General features: G+C 72.8%; 14 protein-coding genes and 2 pseudogenes. 6 read left to right on the top strand and 10 right to left on the bottom strand.

Features of this window, described 5'->3' with window-relative positions:
* Positions 1-4 precede the first annotated feature (4 nt).
* From PV419_RS42995 to PV419_RS42980, 4 genes are read right to left on the bottom strand one after another with little or no spacing between them, the layout of a single operon-like run.
* On the bottom strand, positions 5-637 hold the full coding sequence (locus PV419_RS42995; protein WP_319698412.1) for a TetR/AcrR family transcriptional regulator: 633 nt from the start codon (positions 635-637) through the stop codon (positions 5-7).
* Between the two features lie 10 nt (positions 638-647).
* Positions 648-2,792, bottom strand: a complete 2,145-nt coding sequence (locus PV419_RS42990; RefSeq protein ID WP_319698411.1) for a xanthine dehydrogenase family protein molybdopterin-binding subunit — start codon at positions 2,790-2,792, stop codon at positions 648-650.
* On the bottom strand, positions 2,789-3,790 hold the full coding sequence (locus PV419_RS42985) for a xanthine dehydrogenase family protein subunit M (protein WP_319698410.1): 1,002 nt from the start codon (positions 3,788-3,790) through the stop codon (positions 2,789-2,791). Before PV419_RS42985 ends, PV419_RS42990 begins: the two co-directional genes overlap by 4 nt.
* Positions 3,787-4,365: a (2Fe-2S)-binding protein gene (locus PV419_RS42980; RefSeq protein WP_319698408.1), complete on the bottom strand. Its 579-nt coding sequence runs from the start codon at positions 4,363-4,365 to the stop codon at positions 3,787-3,789. The genes PV419_RS42985 and PV419_RS42980 overlap by 4 nt, the downstream gene beginning before the upstream one ends.
* Before the next feature lie 60 nt (positions 4,366-4,425).
* On the opposite strand from PV419_RS42980, the gene PV419_RS42975 reads away from it, so the two are divergent.
* Both PV419_RS42975 and PV419_RS42970 read left to right on the top strand, forming a co-directional pair.
* Positions 4,426-5,589 carry an XdhC/CoxI family protein gene (locus PV419_RS42975; RefSeq protein WP_319698432.1) on the top strand — a complete coding sequence of 388 codons (1,164 nt, stop codon included), beginning with the start codon at positions 4,426-4,428 and terminating at the stop codon, positions 5,587-5,589.
* Between the two features lie 79 nt (positions 5,590-5,668).
* Entirely contained in the window at positions 5,669-7,030 is a 1,362-nt protein-coding gene (locus PV419_RS42970) for an MFS transporter (protein WP_319698406.1), read from the top strand.
* Between the two features lie 52 nt (positions 7,031-7,082).
* On the opposite strand, the gene PV419_RS42965 is transcribed toward PV419_RS42970, so the two are convergent.
* The 3 genes from PV419_RS42965 to PV419_RS42955 are packed head-to-tail and all read right to left on the bottom strand — an operon-like array spanning position 7,083 to position 10,677.
* Positions 7,083-7,988, bottom strand: a complete 906-nt coding sequence (locus PV419_RS42965) for a geranyl diphosphate 2-C-methyltransferase (protein WP_319698405.1) — start codon at positions 7,986-7,988, stop codon at positions 7,083-7,085.
* A gap of 5 nt (positions 7,989-7,993) precedes the next feature.
* Positions 7,994-9,301 carry a family 2 encapsulin nanocompartment cargo protein terpene cyclase gene (locus PV419_RS42960; protein WP_415925507.1) on the bottom strand — a complete coding sequence of 436 codons (1,308 nt, stop codon included), beginning with the start codon at positions 9,299-9,301 and terminating at the stop codon, positions 7,994-7,996.
* Positions 9,265-10,677, bottom strand: coding sequence for a family 2B encapsulin nanocompartment shell protein (locus PV419_RS42955; protein ID WP_319698402.1), 1,413 nt, complete (start codon positions 10,675-10,677; stop codon positions 9,265-9,267). Before PV419_RS42955 ends, PV419_RS42960 begins: the two co-directional genes overlap by 37 nt.
* 432 nt (positions 10,678-11,109) lie before the next feature.
* Here PV419_RS42955 and PV419_RS42950 point away from each other — a divergent pair, with 432 nt between their 5' ends.
* The gene (locus PV419_RS42950) at positions 11,110-13,131 is read left to right on the top strand and encodes an NAD-binding protein (protein WP_319698401.1); all 2,022 of its coding nucleotides are present in this window, start codon (positions 11,110-11,112) and stop codon (positions 13,129-13,131) included.
* A gap of 16 nt (positions 13,132-13,147) precedes the next feature.
* Here the strand turns inward: PV419_RS42950 and PV419_RS42945 are convergent, their stop codons facing one another.
* From PV419_RS42945 to PV419_RS42935, 3 genes and pseudogenes are all read right to left on the bottom strand, one after another.
* Positions 13,148-13,699 (bottom strand): methylated-DNA--[protein]-cysteine S-methyltransferase, encoded by a 552-nt coding sequence (locus tag PV419_RS42945; protein ID WP_319698430.1) that lies wholly within the window; start codon positions 13,697-13,699, stop codon positions 13,148-13,150.
* 58 nt (positions 13,700-13,757) lie between these two features.
* Positions 13,758-14,252, bottom strand: coding sequence for a hypothetical protein (locus PV419_RS42940; RefSeq protein WP_319698399.1), 495 nt, complete (start codon positions 14,250-14,252; stop codon positions 13,758-13,760).
* 295 nt (positions 14,253-14,547) lie between these two features.
* Positions 14,548-14,733: pseudogene (locus PV419_RS42935) on the bottom strand (IS200/IS605 family accessory protein TnpB-related protein); the annotation flags it as partial.
* 102 nt (positions 14,734-14,835) lie between these two features.
* Here PV419_RS42935 and PV419_RS42930 point away from each other — a divergent pair.
* From PV419_RS42930 to PV419_RS42920, 3 genes and pseudogenes are all read left to right on the top strand, one after another.
* Positions 14,836-15,018: a hypothetical protein gene (locus PV419_RS42930; RefSeq protein ID WP_415925504.1), complete on the top strand. Its 183-nt coding sequence runs from the start codon at positions 14,836-14,838 to the stop codon at positions 15,016-15,018.
* A 163-nt stretch (positions 15,019-15,181) separates the two neighbouring features.
* A pseudogene (locus PV419_RS42925) lies at positions 15,182-15,487 on the top strand (DUF2264 domain-containing protein); the annotation flags it as partial.
* A gap of 583 nt (positions 15,488-16,070) precedes the next feature.
* Positions 16,071-18,041, top strand: a complete 1,971-nt coding sequence (locus tag PV419_RS42920) for an amino acid transporter (RefSeq protein ID WP_319698397.1) — start codon at positions 16,071-16,073, stop codon at positions 18,039-18,041.
* Positions 18,042-18,047 lie beyond the last annotated feature (6 nt).

Genomic DNA, 18,047 nt, shown 5'->3' with positions numbered 1-18,047 from the left:
GCTTTCATTGAGGGGTCGTGTCCGGGAGTCCGTAGCCGTCCACGAGGGCGCGGGCCGCCCGCGTGGCGCGGGTGGCGACCTCCGCCGCCACCGCGCCGGGGTCGCCGAATATCCCGTCGAGCAGGAGGGCGACATAGCCGCGCGCCACCGCCGAGAGCGCCTCGAGCAGCTCGACGGCGGTCTGGGCCCCCTGGCCCGGCGGCACCACCTCGAACGCGCTCGGCAGCAGCAGGTCGATGAACTCCCGGGTGCTGTCGCGCAGTTCCAGGTGGTGGGCGCGCAGGCCGGGGGCAAAGAGCAGATCGAAGCCGCCCCGGTGGACGGCGGCGGCCCGCACATAGCTGCCGGCGACCATGGCGAGGCGCTCATGGGACGAGGAGGCGGTGGCCATGGCCTGCAGATGGATCGCCTGCAGCCTGCGCGAGACCTCCAGGGCGGCGGCCGCCAACAGCGCGTCCCGGTCGGCGAAGTGGCGGTACGGCGCCCCAGGGCTCACCTGGGTGCGGCGCGCGGCCTCCGCCACGGAGAAGCCGCGCACCCCCACCTCGTCGACTATCTCGAGCGTCGCCCGGACCAGCGCGGCGGCCAGGTCGCCGTGGTGGTAGGCGCCGCGCTCTCTGCCCCCGCTGCGTGCCATCCGGCTGACCTTACCGGACGCCCGATCCGCGCTTCCCGGCCCGGTCGCGCATCGTCCGCAGGGCCTCGCGCGACCGCTCGATACGGATCGGCAGATCGCGCACCCGCACCCCGGTGGCGTGGTGGAAGGCGTTCGCGATCGCCGCCGCCGAGCCCACGATCCCCAGCTCGCCGATGCCCTTGGCACCGACCGGGTTGAGCCGGTCGTCGCGCTCGTCCAGCCAATGCGCCTCCAGCTTCGGCACATCGGCGTTGGCGGCGATGTGGTAGCCCGCGAAGTCGTGGTTGGCGAAGTCGCCGAACACCGGGTCCACTTCGCCGACCTCCAGCAGCGCCATCGAGAGCCCCATCGTCATCGCCCCCAGGAACTGCGAGCGGGCCGTTGTCGGGTTGAGGATCCGCCCGGCCGCGAACACTCCCAGCATCCGGTCGACGCGGATCTCGCCGGTGTCGCCGTCCACCCGCACCTGGGCGAACTGCGCGCCGAAGGTGTGGCGTGAGAGCTCCGCCCGCGTCTGGACGTCCTCGGTGGTGTCGGCCACCACCTCCAGGCCGCCGTCCGGGACGACGCCCGCGTAGCCGCGCACCTCCTCCAGCAGCGCGCGGCACGCCTTGTGGACGGCCCAGCCCCACGAGGACGTGCCCATCGAGCCGCCCGCGAACGGCGCCATGCCCAGCGACGCCCGGCCGATCTCCAGCCGCAGCCGGGTCAGGGGCACCCCGAGCGCGTCCGCCGCCACCTGCGCGAGCGCGGTGCGCGCGCCCGTCCCGATGTCGACCGCGCCGATCCGCACCACGAAGCTCCCGTCCGGCTCGGCGCGCGCGGTGGCCGTCGAGGGCCGGGTGTAGTCGGGGTGGTGCGAGGCGGCCATACCCGTGCCGACCAGCCAGCGCCCCTCCCGGCGGACCCCCGGTGCCGGATCGCGCCGCTCCCAGCCGAAGCGCGCGGCGCCCTCGCGCAGACACGCCACCAGGCCGCGGCTGCTGAACGCCTTGCCGGTGTCCGGGTCCAGCTCCGGTTCGTTGCGGATCCGCAGCTCGACCGGGTCCATGCCCAGTTCGGTGGCCAGCTCGTCGACGGCCGACTCCAGCGCGAACATGCCCGGGGTGTGGCCGGGGGCGCGGAACCAGGCGGGCGTCATGATGTCCAGCGGCGCCAGCTTCACCGTGGTGCGGACATCCGGCGCCGCGTACATCATCCGCGTCGAGGACGTCGTCTGGTCGGCGAACTCCACGATCCTTGACCGCGGTTGCACCGACTGGTGGTCGATCGCGGTCAGCCGGCCGTCCCGCTCGGCTCCGAGCCGGATCCGCTGGATCGTCGGCGCCCGGTGGGGGACCAGCGCGAACATCTGCTGCCGGGTCAGCGCGATCTTCACCGGCCGCCGTACGACCCGGGCGGCCAGCGCCGCCAGGACGGCCGGCGAACGCGGAATGCCCTTCGCCCCGAAGCCGCCGCCGATGTGTTCGGCGACCACCTCCACCTCGCCCGGGTCGAGCCCGAACAGCCCGGCCATCACCTGCGCGGCCATGTGCGGGCCCTGGCTGGCCTCGTGCAGGGTCAGCCGGTCCTCCTCCCAGGCCGCGATGGTGGCATGCGGCTCCATCGGGCTCACATGCTCCACCGGGGTGGTGTACGTGGCGTCGGTGCGCACCGCGGCGGCCGCAAGCGCCCGCTCCACATCGCCGCGCTCCACGAACCCGGGGCTGCCGTCGGTCACCCGCTCGGGGACATACACCGCCTCGTGGTCCGCGCGCAGCACCACATCGTGCGGCTCGGGCGCGTAGCTCAGCGCCACCGCCGCGGCGGCCTCGCGCGCTGACTCCAGGGAGGTGGCCACCACCGCCGCCACGATCTGGCCGTGGTAGGCGACCTCGGGGGACTGCAGCACGAACAGGTCGGCGCCCACCTCCGCGTCCGCGTTCAGCCGCGGGGCGTTGCCGGAGTCGAGGACCGCCAGCACCCCGGGCAGGGCGAGGGCCGCGGACGGGTCCACCTCCGTCACCCGGCCGCGGGCGATCGTGGACTGCACCGGCCAGACATAGGTGATGTCCGGGATCGGGAACTCATAGGCGTAGCGCGCCGCCCCGGTGACCTTCTGGGGGCCGTCCGCACGGGTCAGCGGGGCGCCGATCGTCTGCTCGACGGTGGTCATGCGCGGTCCTTCCTCGCGACCAGGTCGCGGATGGCGGCGACGATCAGGTCAATGGCCAGGTCGACCTTGAACGCGTTGTCCCGCAGCGGGCGGGCCGCGGCCAGCTCGGCCCCCGCCGCCTCGCGCAGCGTCTCCTCGTCGGGGCGTTGCCCCCGCAGCAGGGACTCCGCCGTCCTGGCCCGCCACGGGCGCGGCGCCACTCCGCCGAGCGCGATCCGGACGTCCGCCAGCCGGCCCGCCTCGTCCATACTCACCGCCGCGCCGACGCTGACCAGCGCGAAGGCGTACGAGCGGCGGTCGCGTACCTTACGGAAGGCCATCGCCGCGCCCGGCGGTGGCGTCGGCAGCTCCACCCCGGTGATCAGATCGCCGTGCTCCAGCACGGTCTCCCGCTGCGGCGTATCGCCGGGCAGCACGTACAGCTCCTCCACCGGGACGGCGCGCGTGGTGCCGTCCGACGAGCGCAGCCGAGCCACCGCGTCCAGGGCGACCAGCGCCACCGCCATGTCGGACGGGTGGCCGGCCACGCAGTGCTCGGACGTGCCGAGGATCGCGAGCTCGCGGTGCGCGCCCTCGATCGCGGGACAGCCCGAGCCGGGCTCGCGCTTGTTGCAGGGCTTGGTCACATCCTGGAAGTAGCCGCAGCGGGTGCGCTGCAGCAGATTGCCCGCCACCGTGGCGACCGTGCGCAGCTGCCCCGACGCGCCCGCCAGCAGCGCCTGCGACAGCAGCGGGAAACGCTCCCGGACGCCCGGGTCGCCGGCCAGCTCGCCGTTGCGCACCGCGGCGCCGATCAGCGCCGAGCCGTCGGCCTGGTGCTCGATACGGTCGTGGTCCAGCCGCGAGACGTCCACGACCAGGCCCGGTCCGGCGACGCCGAGCTTCATCAGGTCCACCAGGTTGGTACCGCCGCCCAGATACACCGCGTCGGGCCGGTCCGCCACCAGCGCGGCCGCCTCGGCGGCGTCGGCGGCGCGTACGTAGGCGAACTCCCTCATCGTGCGCCCCCGTCCGCGCCCGCCGCCTCCAGGACCGCTTCCACGATGCCGCCGTACGCGCCGCAGCGGCACAGATTGCCGCTCATCCGCTCGCGGACCTCCTCGTGGTCCAGCGCGCCCACGCCCATGCCCGCGGCGGTGGCGGTGTCGGTGGCGGTGTCTGCGGTCACCTGGCTCGGCCAGCCCCGCCGGGCCTCGCCGAGCGCCCCGATGGCCGAACAGATCTGGCCCGGGGTGCAGTAGCCGCACTGCAGCCCGTCGTGGTCGAGGAACGCGCGCTGCACCGGGTGCAGCTCCGCGCCGACTGCCAGGTCCGCCACCCCCTCGATCGAGACGATCTCCCGCCCCTCGGCCGCCACCGCGAACATCAGGCAGCTGTTCATCCGCTCGCCGTCCATCAGGACGGTGCAGGCGCCGCACTGCCCGTGGTCGCAGCCCTTCTTCGCGCCGGTCAGCCCCAGCCGCTCACGCAACACGTCGAGCAGGGTGGTCCGGTTGTCCACGGTCAGGGTGTGTTCGGTGCCGTTGATGCGCAAGGTGATGTCGCTACTCGGAGACGAATGTGAGAGGCTCATACATCCAATGTATCAATCTCTTACATGAGTTGAGGAACTTCGGGCATGCCAGAGGCGGAGATGCCGGGTGTCGGGACGCCGGGTGGGGAGCTGCCGCGGGCGGTCGGGGAGGCGCACCGATGGTGGCGGGCGGGTGAGCCCTTCGCCCGCGCCACGGTCGTGGACACCTGGCGCTCCTCGCCCCTGCCGCCGGGCACCAGCATGCTGGTCGGGCCGGACGGCTCCGCCGTCGGCAGCGTCTCGGGCGGCTGTGTCGAGGGCGCGGTCTACGAACTCGCCCAGGAGGTCACCGCCTCGGGCACACCGGCGCTCCAGCGCTACGGGGTGAGCGATGACGACGCCTTCGCGGTCGGGCTGACCTGCGGCGGAGTCATCGACATCTACGTGGAGCGGATCGACCCCACCGGCTTTCCCGAGTTCGGCGAGGTGGCCGCGGCGATCCGGGCCGGGGCGCCGGTGGCCGAGGTGACCTGCGTCGCCGTGGAGGGCCCCGACCCCGAGGCCAGGCTGGGCCGTCGCCTGGTGGTCCGGCCCGACTCCACCACCGGGTCGCTCGGCTCCGAGCGGCTGGACGCGGCGGCCGCCGAGGCCGCGCGCGGCATGCTGGCCGGCGGGCGCACCGGCACCCTGCGCCACGGCTACGACGGCCGGCGCCTCGGCGCGGAGCTCACCCTGTTCGTATCCGCCCATGCCGCGCCGCCCAGGCTGCTGGTCTTCGGCGCCGTCGACTTCGCCGCGGCACTGGCCCGCATCGGCGGCTTCCTCGGCTACCGCGTCACCGTCTGCGACGCCCGCCCCGTCTTCGCCACCCGGCGCCGCTTCCCCGAGGCGCACGAGGTCGTGACCGACTGGCCGCACCGCTATCTGCGGGCCGAGGCGGAGGCGGGCCGGCTGGACGAGCGGACCGTGGTCTGCGTCCTCACCCACGACCCCAAGTTCGACGTGCCGCTGCTCGAGGTCGCCCTGCGCCTCCCGCTCGGCTACATCGGCGCCATGGGCTCCCGCCGCACCCACGAGGACCGGCTGCGCCGCCTGCGTGAGCGCGGCCTCGGCGAGGACCGCCTGGCCCGCCTGGCCTCGCCCATCGGCCTCGACCTGGGCGCCCGGACCCCCGAGGAGACCGCGGTCAGCATCGCCGCCGAGATCGTCGCCGACCGCTGGGGCGGCAGCGGCACCCGGCTGACCTCGCGCACCGGGAAGATCCATCCGGCGGCCGGAGGCTGAGACGGCCGTACGGCGCGGGCCGGGAGGGGCCACAATGGGTCCGTTTCCGGAGATGGGTGTAAGGGGAATCGAGTCAGCCGTGGAGACCGCGAGAAACACCGAGGAGGACTCCGGCCAGGCGCAGGAGAGCCGCCCCGCCGGGCCGGGCGGGAACGGGCCGGGTGAGAAGGGGCCGGCCCGGAAGGGGTGGCGGCGGTGGGTGATGGACGTGCGGCCCCTGCGGCACCGTCCGTTCCGCCGCCTGTGGGCGTCCACCTCCATCACCACGATCGGCAGCCAGCTCACCGCGGTGGCCGTGCCCAAGCAGGTCTACGACCTCACCGGCTCCTCGGCCTGGGTCGGCTACGCGAGCTTCGCGGGGCTGCTGCCGCTGGTGGTCTTCGCGCTGTGGGGCGGCGCGGTCGCCGACCGGGTGGACCGGCGGACCCTGATGCTCGTCACAGGCGTGGGCATCGCCGTCATCTCGGTGCTGTTCTGGGCGCAGTCCGCCGCCGGGATCCACTCGGTGGGGCTGCTGATGGTGCTGCTCGCCGCCCAGCAGGGCCTGTTCGGCATCAACTTCCCGGCGCGCAGTGCCTCGATCGCCCGGCTCGTCCCCGCCGAGGAACTGCCCGCCGCGGGCGCCCTGCAGTCCACCGTCGCGCAGACCGGCATGGTGCTGGGGCCGCTGCTGGCGGGGGCGCTGATCCCGCTCATCGGCCTGTCCACGCTGTATCTGATCGACGCCGTCGCGCTGTGCGTCACCCTGTGGGCCGTGTGGCGGCTGCCCGCGCTGCCCCCGCTGGACGGGGGCAACGCGGCCAACGAGGGCAAGGCGCGCGGCCGGCGGCGGGCCGGCGGGCGGGAGGTGGCCGACGGGTTCCGTTACATCGTGGCCCAACGGGTGCTGCTGCTGTCCTTCCTCGCGGACATCGTCGCGATGGTCTTCGGCATGCCGCGGGCGCTCTTCCCGCAGCTGGCGTCGAGCACCTACGCGCCCTGGGGCGAAGGGTTCGCGCTCGGGCTGCTGTTCGCGGCCATACCCATCGGGGCGGTGGTCGGCGGGCTGCTGTCGGGGACCTTCTCGCGGGCCCGCCGGCACGGGCTGATGGTCAGCGCCGCCGTGGTGGTCTGGGGGCTGGCCATCACCGGGTTCGGGCTGAGCGGCCAACTGTGGTGGGCGGCGGCCTTCCTGGCCGTGGCGGGGGTCGCCGACATGGTCTCCATGGTCTTCCGCGGGGCGATCCTGCAGTCGGTCGCCACCGACGACATGCGCGGCCGGATGCAGGGCATCTTCACGGTCGTGGTGGCCGGCGGCCCGCGCCTGGCCGACCTGCTGCACGGCACGGCCGGTTCGCTGTTCGGCCCCCGGGCGGCGGTGACCGCGGGCGGCCTGCTGGTCGCCGTGACCATGCTCGCCCTGACCGCCGCGGTCCCCTCCTTCCGGCGCTACACCGGCTGAGGACACGCCGGACCCGTCAGGGACGGGCCCGGCCCTTTCCGTCGGCAGGCGGTCAGACGCGGTCGGCTGCGATCAGGACGTACTGGAAGGAGCCGTCCTGGTAGGAGTTGATGAACGCTTCCTCGATGCCGGTGACCAGTGAGGACGTGGCCCGCAGCGCCCAGTAGGGCAGGGTCGCGGGAGTGAGGTCGATGACGGCCTGCGGTACGAGTCGATTGTCGGCCATGGCGCGCAGGTACTCCCGGCGGGAGTGGATGTTGCACTCGAAGTGCGCGTTGATCTGGGAGACCCACTTCGAGGGCTGGCCGTAACGCGGGTTCCAGCAGCCGGTGATGGTCACGTAGCGGCCGCCGACCGCGAGGATGCGGGAGTGCTCGGCGAAGAGGTCGTGCAGGTCGACGTACATGCTCGACTCGTTGTTCCACGAGGCCGCGGCCTGCCCGGTCTCGAAGGGTGTACCGAGCATGTTGCAGACGCGGGCGTGGACGTGGTCCTCGATGCCGAGTTCGCGGGCACGCTGGTTGGCGAAGTCGGCCTGCTTGGCCGACAGCGTGACGCCCTCGACCTTGCACCCGAAGCGCTGGTGGGCCATGACCATCGAGCCGCCGCGGCCGCACCCGGCGTCCACGAGCGTGTCGTCGCGCCCAATGGGGCCGAGGTGGTCCAGGAGGAGTTCGGCCTGCGCCGACTCCAGGCGGTGGAGCTCGGCGATCAGCTTCTTCTCGTATTCGCTGTCGTCGGCGTCGCCGAGGGCGGCGTGGTCGACGTCGCCGATGCCGTAGTGGTGATGGTAAAGGCCGTCGACATCGCCGAGACGCAGGTTCACGGGCCTGGCCTCGCCGTCCCAGTAGCGGGCGATGTCCCCCTGGTAGGGCGTCATCGGGGCGGGGATGAACATGGAGGGCGTGGTCGAGGTGGCGACGGTGGTGAGATCGGCGCTGGTCACGGATAAGTCCATTCCTCTTACCAGAAGTCGGGCAGGCTGTAGCGGTAGGTGTTGGTCTGGTGCCAGTAGTGGTTGCCGTCGACCCACGCGGCCACGCCCCGCACAAAGCGCTGCACGCTCGGGACGGGGCAGCCGGCTGCCAGGGCCGCGGCTTCGGCCTCGAAGTCGTGCATGAGCTCGTTGTGGACCTCGACCGCCTTCAGATACGCCTCGCGATCGGAGGTGCCCTCACGTTCGGCGATCACCACGGGCAGGTTCAGATGCCGACCGGGGCCGGCGAGTTCCTTGGTGTACGAGTACAGGTCGTTCACGATGGTGGTGGCGTTCCCGGCGAGCGCGATGACCCGCTGCATGGCGGGCTGAGCGTGCAGGTCCGCGGGCAGTTCATAGCCGCCGACGGTGTCGGTGATGGTGGGGCAGGGACGGAAGTTGTTGAACTGGCGCATGGCCAGGTACTCCCACACCTCGGGGACGTGGTCCGTCTGGGCCCAGGCTGCCTCGGCGAGGTACCCCATGTGCAGACGGGCCATGTCATGCCGGAACCGGTCGGCCTGGGAGGGGCCGGCCGCTTGGAGGAAGTACTCCATGGCGGAGCGGTAGGCGCGTCGAGGCGCGTCCGAATGGAGCGACTCCGCCCACCGCGGTTGGTACTCCTTTGTCGTATGCAGGGGGTCGAGGGCGGTGTGTGCCAGCAGAAGGCGTCCGCCGAGGCCGATGGGCGAGCCTCCGTGGTCCTCGCAGTAGCAGTCGTCCACCGCGTTCTCGGCGACCATCAGACGCGTGGCGAGCATCAGGTGGTCGACGGTGGGAGCGTCCGGATGGCAGGCGACCATGTAGCGCCCCACGGAGAAGCCGTCGAACTGGTCCTCCCAGTCCTCGGGGTACAGGTCGACCTCGTCCAACGCCCAGGCCTTGATCCTGCGGCTGACCTCCTCCACCCGCGCGGGGTCGGGCTCCGGCACCGGGTGGTGGTAGAGGCCCGGGACCGGATTGCCTTCCGCCGGAGCCGCCGACGGCTCCGGCGGCGTCGGCGGCTCCTCGCGCCGGGCCAGGTGCAGGCTCGCCGTGCCCAGGCCACTGGGGCCCCGCAGGATCCGTTCCAGGACGGTGCTCGGCGCCTCGACCTGGGAAGCAGCCGCAGGCAAGCTCGACTGCGGAGGGGGAAGCTCAGGGGCGGGCATCCATGGCTCCTTGGTGGGGTGGGTGGCTGTCCCGGATCCCGGGCACGCTCGGCCGGCCCGGAGGGCCCGGGCTGTCGCGGCAGCCGGGCAGGTGCAGGGCGGGTTGACTAGTTGTGCCTGTGGCCGATCTGCACGTTCTCCAATACGCCGAGCGCGTCCGGCACAAGGATGGCGGCGGAGTAGTAGGTGGTGACGAGGTAGGAGATGATCGATTTTTCGTCGATGCCCATGAAACGCACCGACAGGCCCGGCTCGTACTCATCCGGCAGACCGGTCTGGCGCAGACCGACGACGCCCTGGTTGTCCTCGCCGGTGCGCATGACGAGGATCGAGCTGGTGTTCTCCTTGGTGATGGGGATCTTGTTGCAGGGCAGGATGGGGACGCCGCGCCAGGCCGGGACCTGCTGCCCGCCGAGGTCGACGTGGTTCGGGTAGAGCCCGCGGGCGTTGAACTCATGTCCGATCGCGGCGATCGTCCTGGGGTGGGCGAGGTAGAACTTGGAGCCGCGGCGGCGGCAGAGCAGCTCGTCGAGGTCGTCCGGGGTGGGCGGGCCGGAGTGGGTCTGGATGCGCTGCTTGAAGTCGGCGTTGTGGAGCAGACCGAACTCCCGGTTGTTGATCAGCTCGTGCTCCTGGCGCTCGCGCAGCGCCTCGATGACGAGCCTGAGCTGCTCCTCGGTCTGGTTCATCGGCCCGTTGTAGAGGTCGGCGACCCTCGTGTGGACCCGCAGAACGGTCTGCGCTGCGGAGAGTTCGTACTCGCGCGGTTTCAGTTCGTAGTCGACGAACGTCCCGGGCAGCTCGGGCTCGCCGGTGTGGCCGGCGGACATCGCGATCTCGGCCTCGCCGTGACGGGTCTGCCGCTGGAGGAGACGCGAGCTGAACTGCTCGATATGGGCCTGGAGGCTCGGCGTCGCGGACAGCACGGCGGCGAAGTCGGCGCGGGACAGGGTGAGCAGGGTGCCGGCGGTCTCGGCGGTGGCGGTGTAGTCCCACCGGCCGTCCCCGTCCAACAGGGCGTGCTCACCGAACCGGTCGCCGTCGGCAAGTACGGCGACGGCGACCTCATCGCCGTACTTGCCGACGGAGGTCTGGCTGATGCGGCCGTGGGCGATCAGATGGAGCTGCTCGGCGGGCGTGCCGTGCTCGACCAGCACTTCGCCGGCGCGGAAGTCACGCTGGACGCACCGGCCGGCGATCGCGGTCAGCACCTCCACGTCCTCGAAGTCGCGCAGCAGGGCCAGTTCGCCCAGCTCGCGGGGGATCACCCGGACGTCGGCACCATCCTGAACGAACTCCACGCGCCCGTCGCCGACCGTGTAGCTCAGCCGACGGTTCACCCGGTAGGTGCCGCCCTTGGCCTCCACCCAGGGGAGCGTCCGCAGCAGCCAGCGAGAGGTGATCCCCTGCATCTGCGGGGCGGACTTGGTCGTGGTGGCGAGGTTACGGGCAGCCGCCGTGCTCAGGCTGGACTGCCGAGGCGGCTCCGGCTGTGCTTCCGGGCTGGTGTCAACAGTCATCGGGCGAACTCTCCTTCGTAAGGGCGGTGGCCGGCGTGCGTGCGCGTCACCGGGAAACGCGTCACCGGGAAAGAGGAAAGGAGGGAGCAAACATCCGGGGATTTGTTCAGATCCCGGGGAACAGTAACGACCGGTGTGCCCAGCTGACCCTGGGAAGCCGTTGGCATTAACTCGATAAGATGATCTGACCCCGCACGATGTTTGCCCGGGTGGCCGATGGCATTCGGCCACGCTCAGTCGGCATGCGATGGCCTGTTGCGCTCGCTCCTCTTTTCGACAGCGGCACGTCCATTCGATTAACCCGGCTTTTTTTCAAGGCTCGGTTCTCCCCCGGCCAGCGGGTACCTTGATGATCAACGGACGGGTCGCGGCCATGTCATCCCCCGCGTGTCCGGCCGGAACCGCCGAGCGGCCCAGGAGGCTCTACTCAGCATGCCCACCCTGCCTCAGCAGCCGCCGGCGGAGCCGTCCGGCCCGCACATGGTCGTCTGCGGCGACGACGCGCTCGCCCACCGCCTCGCCGCCGAACTCAAGGACGTCTACGGGGAGCGGGTGACCGTCGTCATCCCCGCCACGCCCTCCGCCTGGGAGCCACTCCCGGCGCGGACCGTGGCGCCGGGGGCCGGGCGCGGCCGGGCGCGGGCCGCGGCGCTCTTCGGGCGGGTGACGGCGGCCGTCGGCCGCCCGTCGCTGTCCCCGCCGGAGCCCGTCACCGCGCCTTCGGGCGCGGGCATACGCGTCCTGGAGGCGGCCGAGCCGGACGACGAGGTGCTCACCGAGGCCGGAGTGGACCGGGCCGCCGCCCTCGCGCTGGTCTACGACGACGACGAGACCAACATCCACGCCGCGCTGCGCGCCCGCCGTCTCAACCCCCGGCTGCGGCTGGTGATCCGCCTCTACAACCGCAAGCTCGGCGAGCATCTGCGGGAACTGCTCGACCAGGCCGCGGCGGTCGCCGACCCGGGGCAGGGCGCGACGGCGCCGGACGCCTCGACCACCGTCCTGTCGGACGCCGACACCGCCGCGCCCGCGCTCGCGGCCACCGCCGTCGCGGGCACCAGCAAGGTGATCCAGGCCGACGGGGTGCTGCTGCGGGCCGCCATCCACACCCCGCCCGGCCGCGACGAGATCGCCGACCCGGGGCTGTGCACCCTCGCCCTGCTCTCCTCGACCACCAACGACCCGGCGGGCCTGGAGGGTTCGGACAGCAGCGGGGCCGAAGGGCCGCGCATGCTGCCCGACGACCAGGCCGTGGCCGCCGCGACCGGGCGCCGTACGGTGGTGCTGGAGGCCGTCTCACACACCGGACCCGCGCTGCCCCCGCGCCGGCTCGGCGGCCGGGGAGTGCCGCTCGGCTCGCTGTTCTCCCGGCGGCTGCGGCGGACCGTCGTGGGGTTCGCCGCGGCGCTGCTGGCCCTCGCCGTCGCGTCCTGGCAGATCACCGGGGAACATCCGCTGCGCGCCGCCTATCTGACGCTGCTGGACATCCTCGGCACCGGCGACCCCGCGCTCGGCCAGCCGCTCGCCCGGCAGATTCTGCAACTGCTGTCCGGGCTGGTCGGACTGATGCTGCTGCCCGTCCTGGTGGCCGCCACGCTGGAGGGGCTCGGCACCTTCCGGACCGCTTCCGCCCTGCGCCGGCCGCCCCGGGGGCTGTCCGGGCATGTCGTGCTGCTCGGCCTCGGCAAGGTCGGCACCCGGGTACTGGCCCGGCTGCGGGAGCTGGACATCCCCGTGGTGTGTGTCGAGGAGGACCCCCAGGCCCGCGGTATTCCGCTGGCCCGCCGGCTGAGGGTGCCCACCGTCCTCGGGGACGTCACGGAGGAGGGCGTGCTGGAGGCCGCCAAGATAGACCGGGCACACGCGCTGCTCGCGGTCACCAGCTCCGACACCACCAACCTGGAGGCCGCGCTGTACGCCCGCTCGATCGACCCCGGCCTGCGGGTGGCCATGCGGCTGTACGACGACCGCTTCGCCACCGCCGTCTACCGCACCCTGCGGGCCGCGCACCCGCAGGCGCTGACCCGTAGCCGCAGCGTGTCCACCCTGGCGGCCCCGGCCTTCGCGGGCGCCATGATGGGGCGCCAGATCCTCGGCGCGGTACCGGTCGAGCGGCGGGTCCTGCTCTTCGCCGCGCTGCCGGTCGCGGGCCACCCGCAACTGGAGGACCGCACCGTCGCCGAGGCGTTCCGACCGGGCGCCTGGCGGGTGGTCGCCCTGGACACCGCGGACGCCGGCGGCCGGCTCCGCGATCTGGCCGTGGCGCCCCCGGACGACGGCAGCGGGCGGCAGCGGGGCCTTGTGTGGGACCTGCCGCCGGAGTACGTCCTGCGGCCCCAGGACCGCGTGGTGCTGGCCGCGACCCGGCAGGGCCTGGGCGAACTCCTCGGGCGCGGGCCGGTGTCCAGCCGGAGGGAACCCGTCGTGCGCCCCGCCTCCCCGGGCCCGGCCTGAGACAGGGCCTATGGGGTCAGGACGGGCCCGCCCAGTCCAGCGTGGGGGCCAGGGATCCCTCCAGGGTCAGCAGCCACCGCTTGACCGCGAGCCCCGCCTCCCCGCCGCCGAACCCGCCGATACCGTCGGCGGCCACCACGCGGTGGCACGGCACCAGCAGCGAGATCGGGTTGGAGCCCATGATCGAACCCACCGTGCGCGCGGCGAGCGCCCGCTGTTCCGGGTCCGCCGCCGCGAACGCCTCGCTGCGCTCGGCGAGTTCGCCATAGGTAATGGTGTGGCCGAAACCGACCGTTTGCTGGAGCGTGCGCAGCACGGCCTGCTGGGCCCCGGACGTAAGCCTCCAGTCCAGCGGCAGTGCCAACTCCCGCCGCCGCCCGGCGAAGTAGTCGGCGAAGCGGCCGACCACCGCCACCGCCCTGCGGTCGCCGGAGGCCTTGGGTATCAGCGCCCCCGCGGGCAAACCGGCCGCGCCCTGCGGGGTGTAGGCCGCCGCCACCACACCCCGGTCGGTCACGCCGACCCGCATCGGCCCGGTGGGGAGCGGCGTCTCCACGGTCACCCACATCACGTTCACCCAACGACCCTACTGGGCACCGCCGACACCCGGTCCCGGCCGGGTGTCGTCAGGCGCCTCGCAACTGACCGTGGTCGCTGATGCCGTTGACGGGGGACGGCGGGCGGGTGGGGCGCTCCAGGATGCCCCGGGCGTCGCTGGGGATCGCCTCGGGGGCCGGGCCGGGCGGTGCACCCGTGGTCTCGGCGCCGCCCTGGTAGGGCTGGACGGAGCCGTTGATCTTCTCGATCGCCTGCCGGGCCTGCTCGCCGGGGGAGCGGCCCGTCAGGGGCGCGGCGGCGGCCGGGGCGTGGGCCGGGGCGTGGGCGGCGAGCGGCTGGCCGCGGTCCGGGGCGGGCTTGGCGTGGGCGGCGGCCGGCGGCCGCCCACGCAGCCGGTGGCTCACGGCCTCGTCGAGGCTCACCGGTCGCTGCAACTGGGCGGCCAGCCGGCCGGCCTCCTGGCCGAGCCTGGCGATGTCCTCCCAGGACAGATGGAGTACGAGGCGGAGTTCCGCTTCTCCGCCCGGGAGAGCTTGTACGGGAGGGGTGGCCGGCTCGTTCACGATCGGGTCTCCAAGCGTCGGGCAGCTGTTGGGCCGCTGTCAGGTCGGCGTCGTGCGCCGCGCACCGGCGCACGAAGGGTGGTACGTGCCACGGCTGCCTCCCGTTCAATGGCCCGTTCAACACCTCGTTGTTTTTCCTTCAGCCGCCGGTCTCACCCGGGGGCCCCTCGGTACTGATCGAATGATCGCTACCATGGCCGGGTTCTGAGAAAGTCGATCACGCCGGGCGCAACCGGTTGTACGTGACCGGCGCGGACGGCGGAAACGGGCGGTGGGACAAGACTCCCGCTTCACCCTCGGCCCACTGCTCACCGTCATGCTCCAGCCCGGCCGCGCACCGCACCTTCAGATCACGGGAGGCGAGCGAACCGAGCAGATCGCCGACCAGGCTCAGCACCCTCTCGTCCTCGGCGGTCAGGTCCTTGAGCCGGGTACGGATCGCGACCCCCGAGGGGCCGGGCACCACGAACGGCGCCGCCACCTCCCCCCACGACCATCACCGGCGAAGGTCACGCCTCGCCCGCCTGCTCATCAGCGGCTACGTACCGAACGAGGTCCTGGAGGCGTCCGCAGGGAGCGTCAAGTGATCCCACCGCACCCTCGTCCGCGCGCCGTCCTGGCCATGGCCTCCAGGACCGCGCAGCAGGTGCTCGACGCTGCGGCGCCGGCCCGGCCGGCCCGGCTGACCGCCCTCGACCCGGGACTCGTCCTCGACGACTTCACCACCCGGCCGCCCAGCACGCCCTCGCCACCGCCGAACTGCTGATCACCGGCTGGGGCTGCCCGCGCGTCGACCGCCCGGCGTTCGCCCATCCGGTACGCCCGGAGATCCTCGACCGCTCGGCCTGAGGTGTGACGCCGGACATCTGACGCCCGAGGCCGGACACCGGGCCAGCCAGCACAGACGCGAGGAGGAGACCCCGCCCGCCATGCCCATCACACCCACCGCGCCGCTCCCCTTTCCGCTCCCCGCCGACGACCGCGCGCTCAGCCCGCACACCGGGCTGAGCCGCGCCCACTGGGAGGCCGCTGCCGACGGGATGTTGCGCGCCGCCCTGCGGTACGCCACCCCCGGCCACGGCCTGATCGACCTGCCCGGGCCGCCGTCGAGATCCGGTGTGCGCCCCGACGGCCTCGAAGGATTCGCCCGCACGTTCCTGCTGGCCGCCCTGCGCGTCGCGGGCGCCGGCGGAGCCGACCCGTACAGCTTTCTGCCCCGCTACCCGCTGGGGCTGCGAGTGCACCGCACGGTGAACGTCCCCGCCGGCACGGCGGTCCACCACAGCGGCTGGGCCGTCGCCGTCCCGCCGGGCACCGCCGCCGAGCAGGCGGACGGGGCCGGCCCGGCGGGGGAGACATGCCTGGCGGGGGCCGCGGTGACCGGCCGGCTGCTGCCCCTGCACGGCTGGCGGAGCTCCGCCGTGCGCAGGGCCCCGCAGGGCACCGCGTACGGGCCCTGGGCCTGGTCCCCGAACTCACCGGCACCGTCGGCGAGGGAGTCCGGCACCGTCTTCGCCGCCCTCGCCTCGCTCACCGCCGACCCCGAAGCCCCGCCCCTGACCGGGCTCGTCACCGCGGAGGTGAGCGGGGAGCCCGTCACGGCCCGCTGGCCGGACGGAGGCACCACCGTGGTGGACTTCGGCGGCGGCCCGGACGGGGACGTGCCGCGGGTGACGGAGGAGACCGCATGACACCCGGCGCGCCGCACCCGGCCGCGCGCGGTGTGCCATAACCGGCTTGGACCCGACTGTTGCGTACGCTGACCTGGCCGTCTGCCGAAGCGGCCGGTTCGACCCCATGGTTCGACAGGAGTACGTGATGGCCAGCTCCGCCCGTGCGGGCCACGACGCCGGGGGAGGGATGCGGCGGCGTCTGCGCACCTGGATGCTCGAGGGCCTGGCCGACCTGGCCAAGCAGCAGCCCGGCCCGCACGCCCAGCTGCCGGTCGAACACCCGGGGCGGCCCTGGTGGAAGGTCATGTGTCTGACCGGTGTGGACTACTTCTCCACCCTGGGCTACCAGCCGGGCATCGCCGCCCTGGCGGCGGGCGCGCTCTCCCCTGTGGCCACGCTCGTGCTCGTGCTGGTCACCGTCGCCGGCGCGCTGCCGGTGTACCGGCGGGTGGCCGAGGAGAGCCCGCACGGCCAGGGCTCGATCGCGATGCTGGAGCGGCTGCTGTCGTTCTGGCAGGGCAAGCTGTTCGTTCTGGTCCTGCTGGGGTTCGCGGCGACCGACTTCCTGATCACCATCACCCTCTCGGCGGCCGACGCCACCGCCCACCTGGTCGAGAACCCCAACGTCGGCGGCGCCCTGCACGGCCACGAAGTGGCCGTCACACTCGTGCTGATCGCCCTGCTCGGCGCCGTGTTCCTCAAGGGCTTCACGGAGGCCATCGGGCTGGCGGTGGTGCTGGTCGGCATCTATCTGACGCTGAACCTCATCGTCGTGGTGGTGGGTCTGGAGCGGGTGCTCACCGAGCCGCACGTGGTCGCGGACTGGACCCGGGCGCTGACCACCGAGCACGGCAACCCGCTGGTGATGATCGGTGTTGCGCTGATCGTCTTCCCCAAGCTGGCGCTGGGCCTGTCCGGTTTCGAGACCGGCGTGGCCGTCATGCCGCATGTCGAAGGGGACCCCGGCGACACCGAGGAGCGCCCGGCCGGGCGGATCCACAGGACCAAGAAGCTGCTGACCACGGCCGCGCTGATCATGAGCGTCTTCCTGATCGCCACCAGCTTCATCACCACGCTGCTCATCCCGCACCGGGAGTTCGAGCCCGGCGGGGCCGCAAGCGGCCGCGCCCTGGCCTATCTGGCCCATGAGTACCTGGGCAACGGCTTCGGCAGCGTCTACGACGTCTCCACCATCGTCATCCTCTGGTTCGCCGGCGCCTCGGCCCTGGCAGGGCTGCTCAACCTGATGCCCCGCTATCTGCCGCGGTACGGCATGGCGCCGCACTGGGCCCGCGCGGTGCGGCCCATGGTGCTGGTCTTCATCCTCATCGCGTTCCTGGTGACCTGGATCTTCGACGCCGATGTCGACGCACAGGGCGGCGCGTACGCCACCGGGGTGCTGGTGCTCATCGCCTCCGCCGCCATCGCCGTCACCATCGCCGCGCGCAAGGCCCGGCAGCGCCGCTGGACCGCCGCCTTCGCCACCATCGCGGCGGTCTTCGTGTACACCACGGCGGCGAATGTCGTGGAGCGGCCGGACGGCGTGAAGATCGGCGCCTGCTTCATCGCGGGCATCATCGGGCTCTCGTTGATGTCCCGGGTCGCCCGCGCCTTCGAACTGAGGGTCACCCAGGTGGACCTCGACCCCATGGCCGACCGGTTCGTCCGCGACATGGCCCACCGCACCATCCGGTTCATCGCGAACGAGCCGGACCGCCGCGACGTGGCCGAGTACCGCGACAAGCTCCGCCAGATCAGGTACGACAACGACCTGCCGCTCGAGGAAGACCTCATCTTCGTCGAGGTCACCGTCTCGGACCCGTCGGAGTTCGAGGCGGAGCTGCGGGTGTGCGGGGAGGTGCTGCACGGGCGCTTCCGTGTGCTGACGGTGGTCAGCTCCTCCATCCCCAACGCGCTCGCCGGGGTGCTGTTGCACGTACGGGATCTGACGGGCCAGCGGCCGCACATCTACTTCGAGTGGACCGAGGGCAACCCCCTCGCCCACTTCCTGCGGTTCTTCCTCTTCGGGCAGGGAGAGGTCGCGCCCGTCACCAGAGAGGTGCTCCGCGAGGCCGAGCCGGACCGCGGCCGGCGCCCGCATGTGCACGTGGGCTGAGCGGCC

The sequence above is a fragment of the Streptomyces sp. ME19-01-6 genome (assembly GCF_033793745.1).
GTDB lineage: Bacteria > Actinomycetota > Actinomycetes > Streptomycetales > Streptomycetaceae > Streptomyces.
Note: the sequence above shows the minus strand (reverse complement) of the source record. Positions and strands in the feature narration are given on the sequence as shown.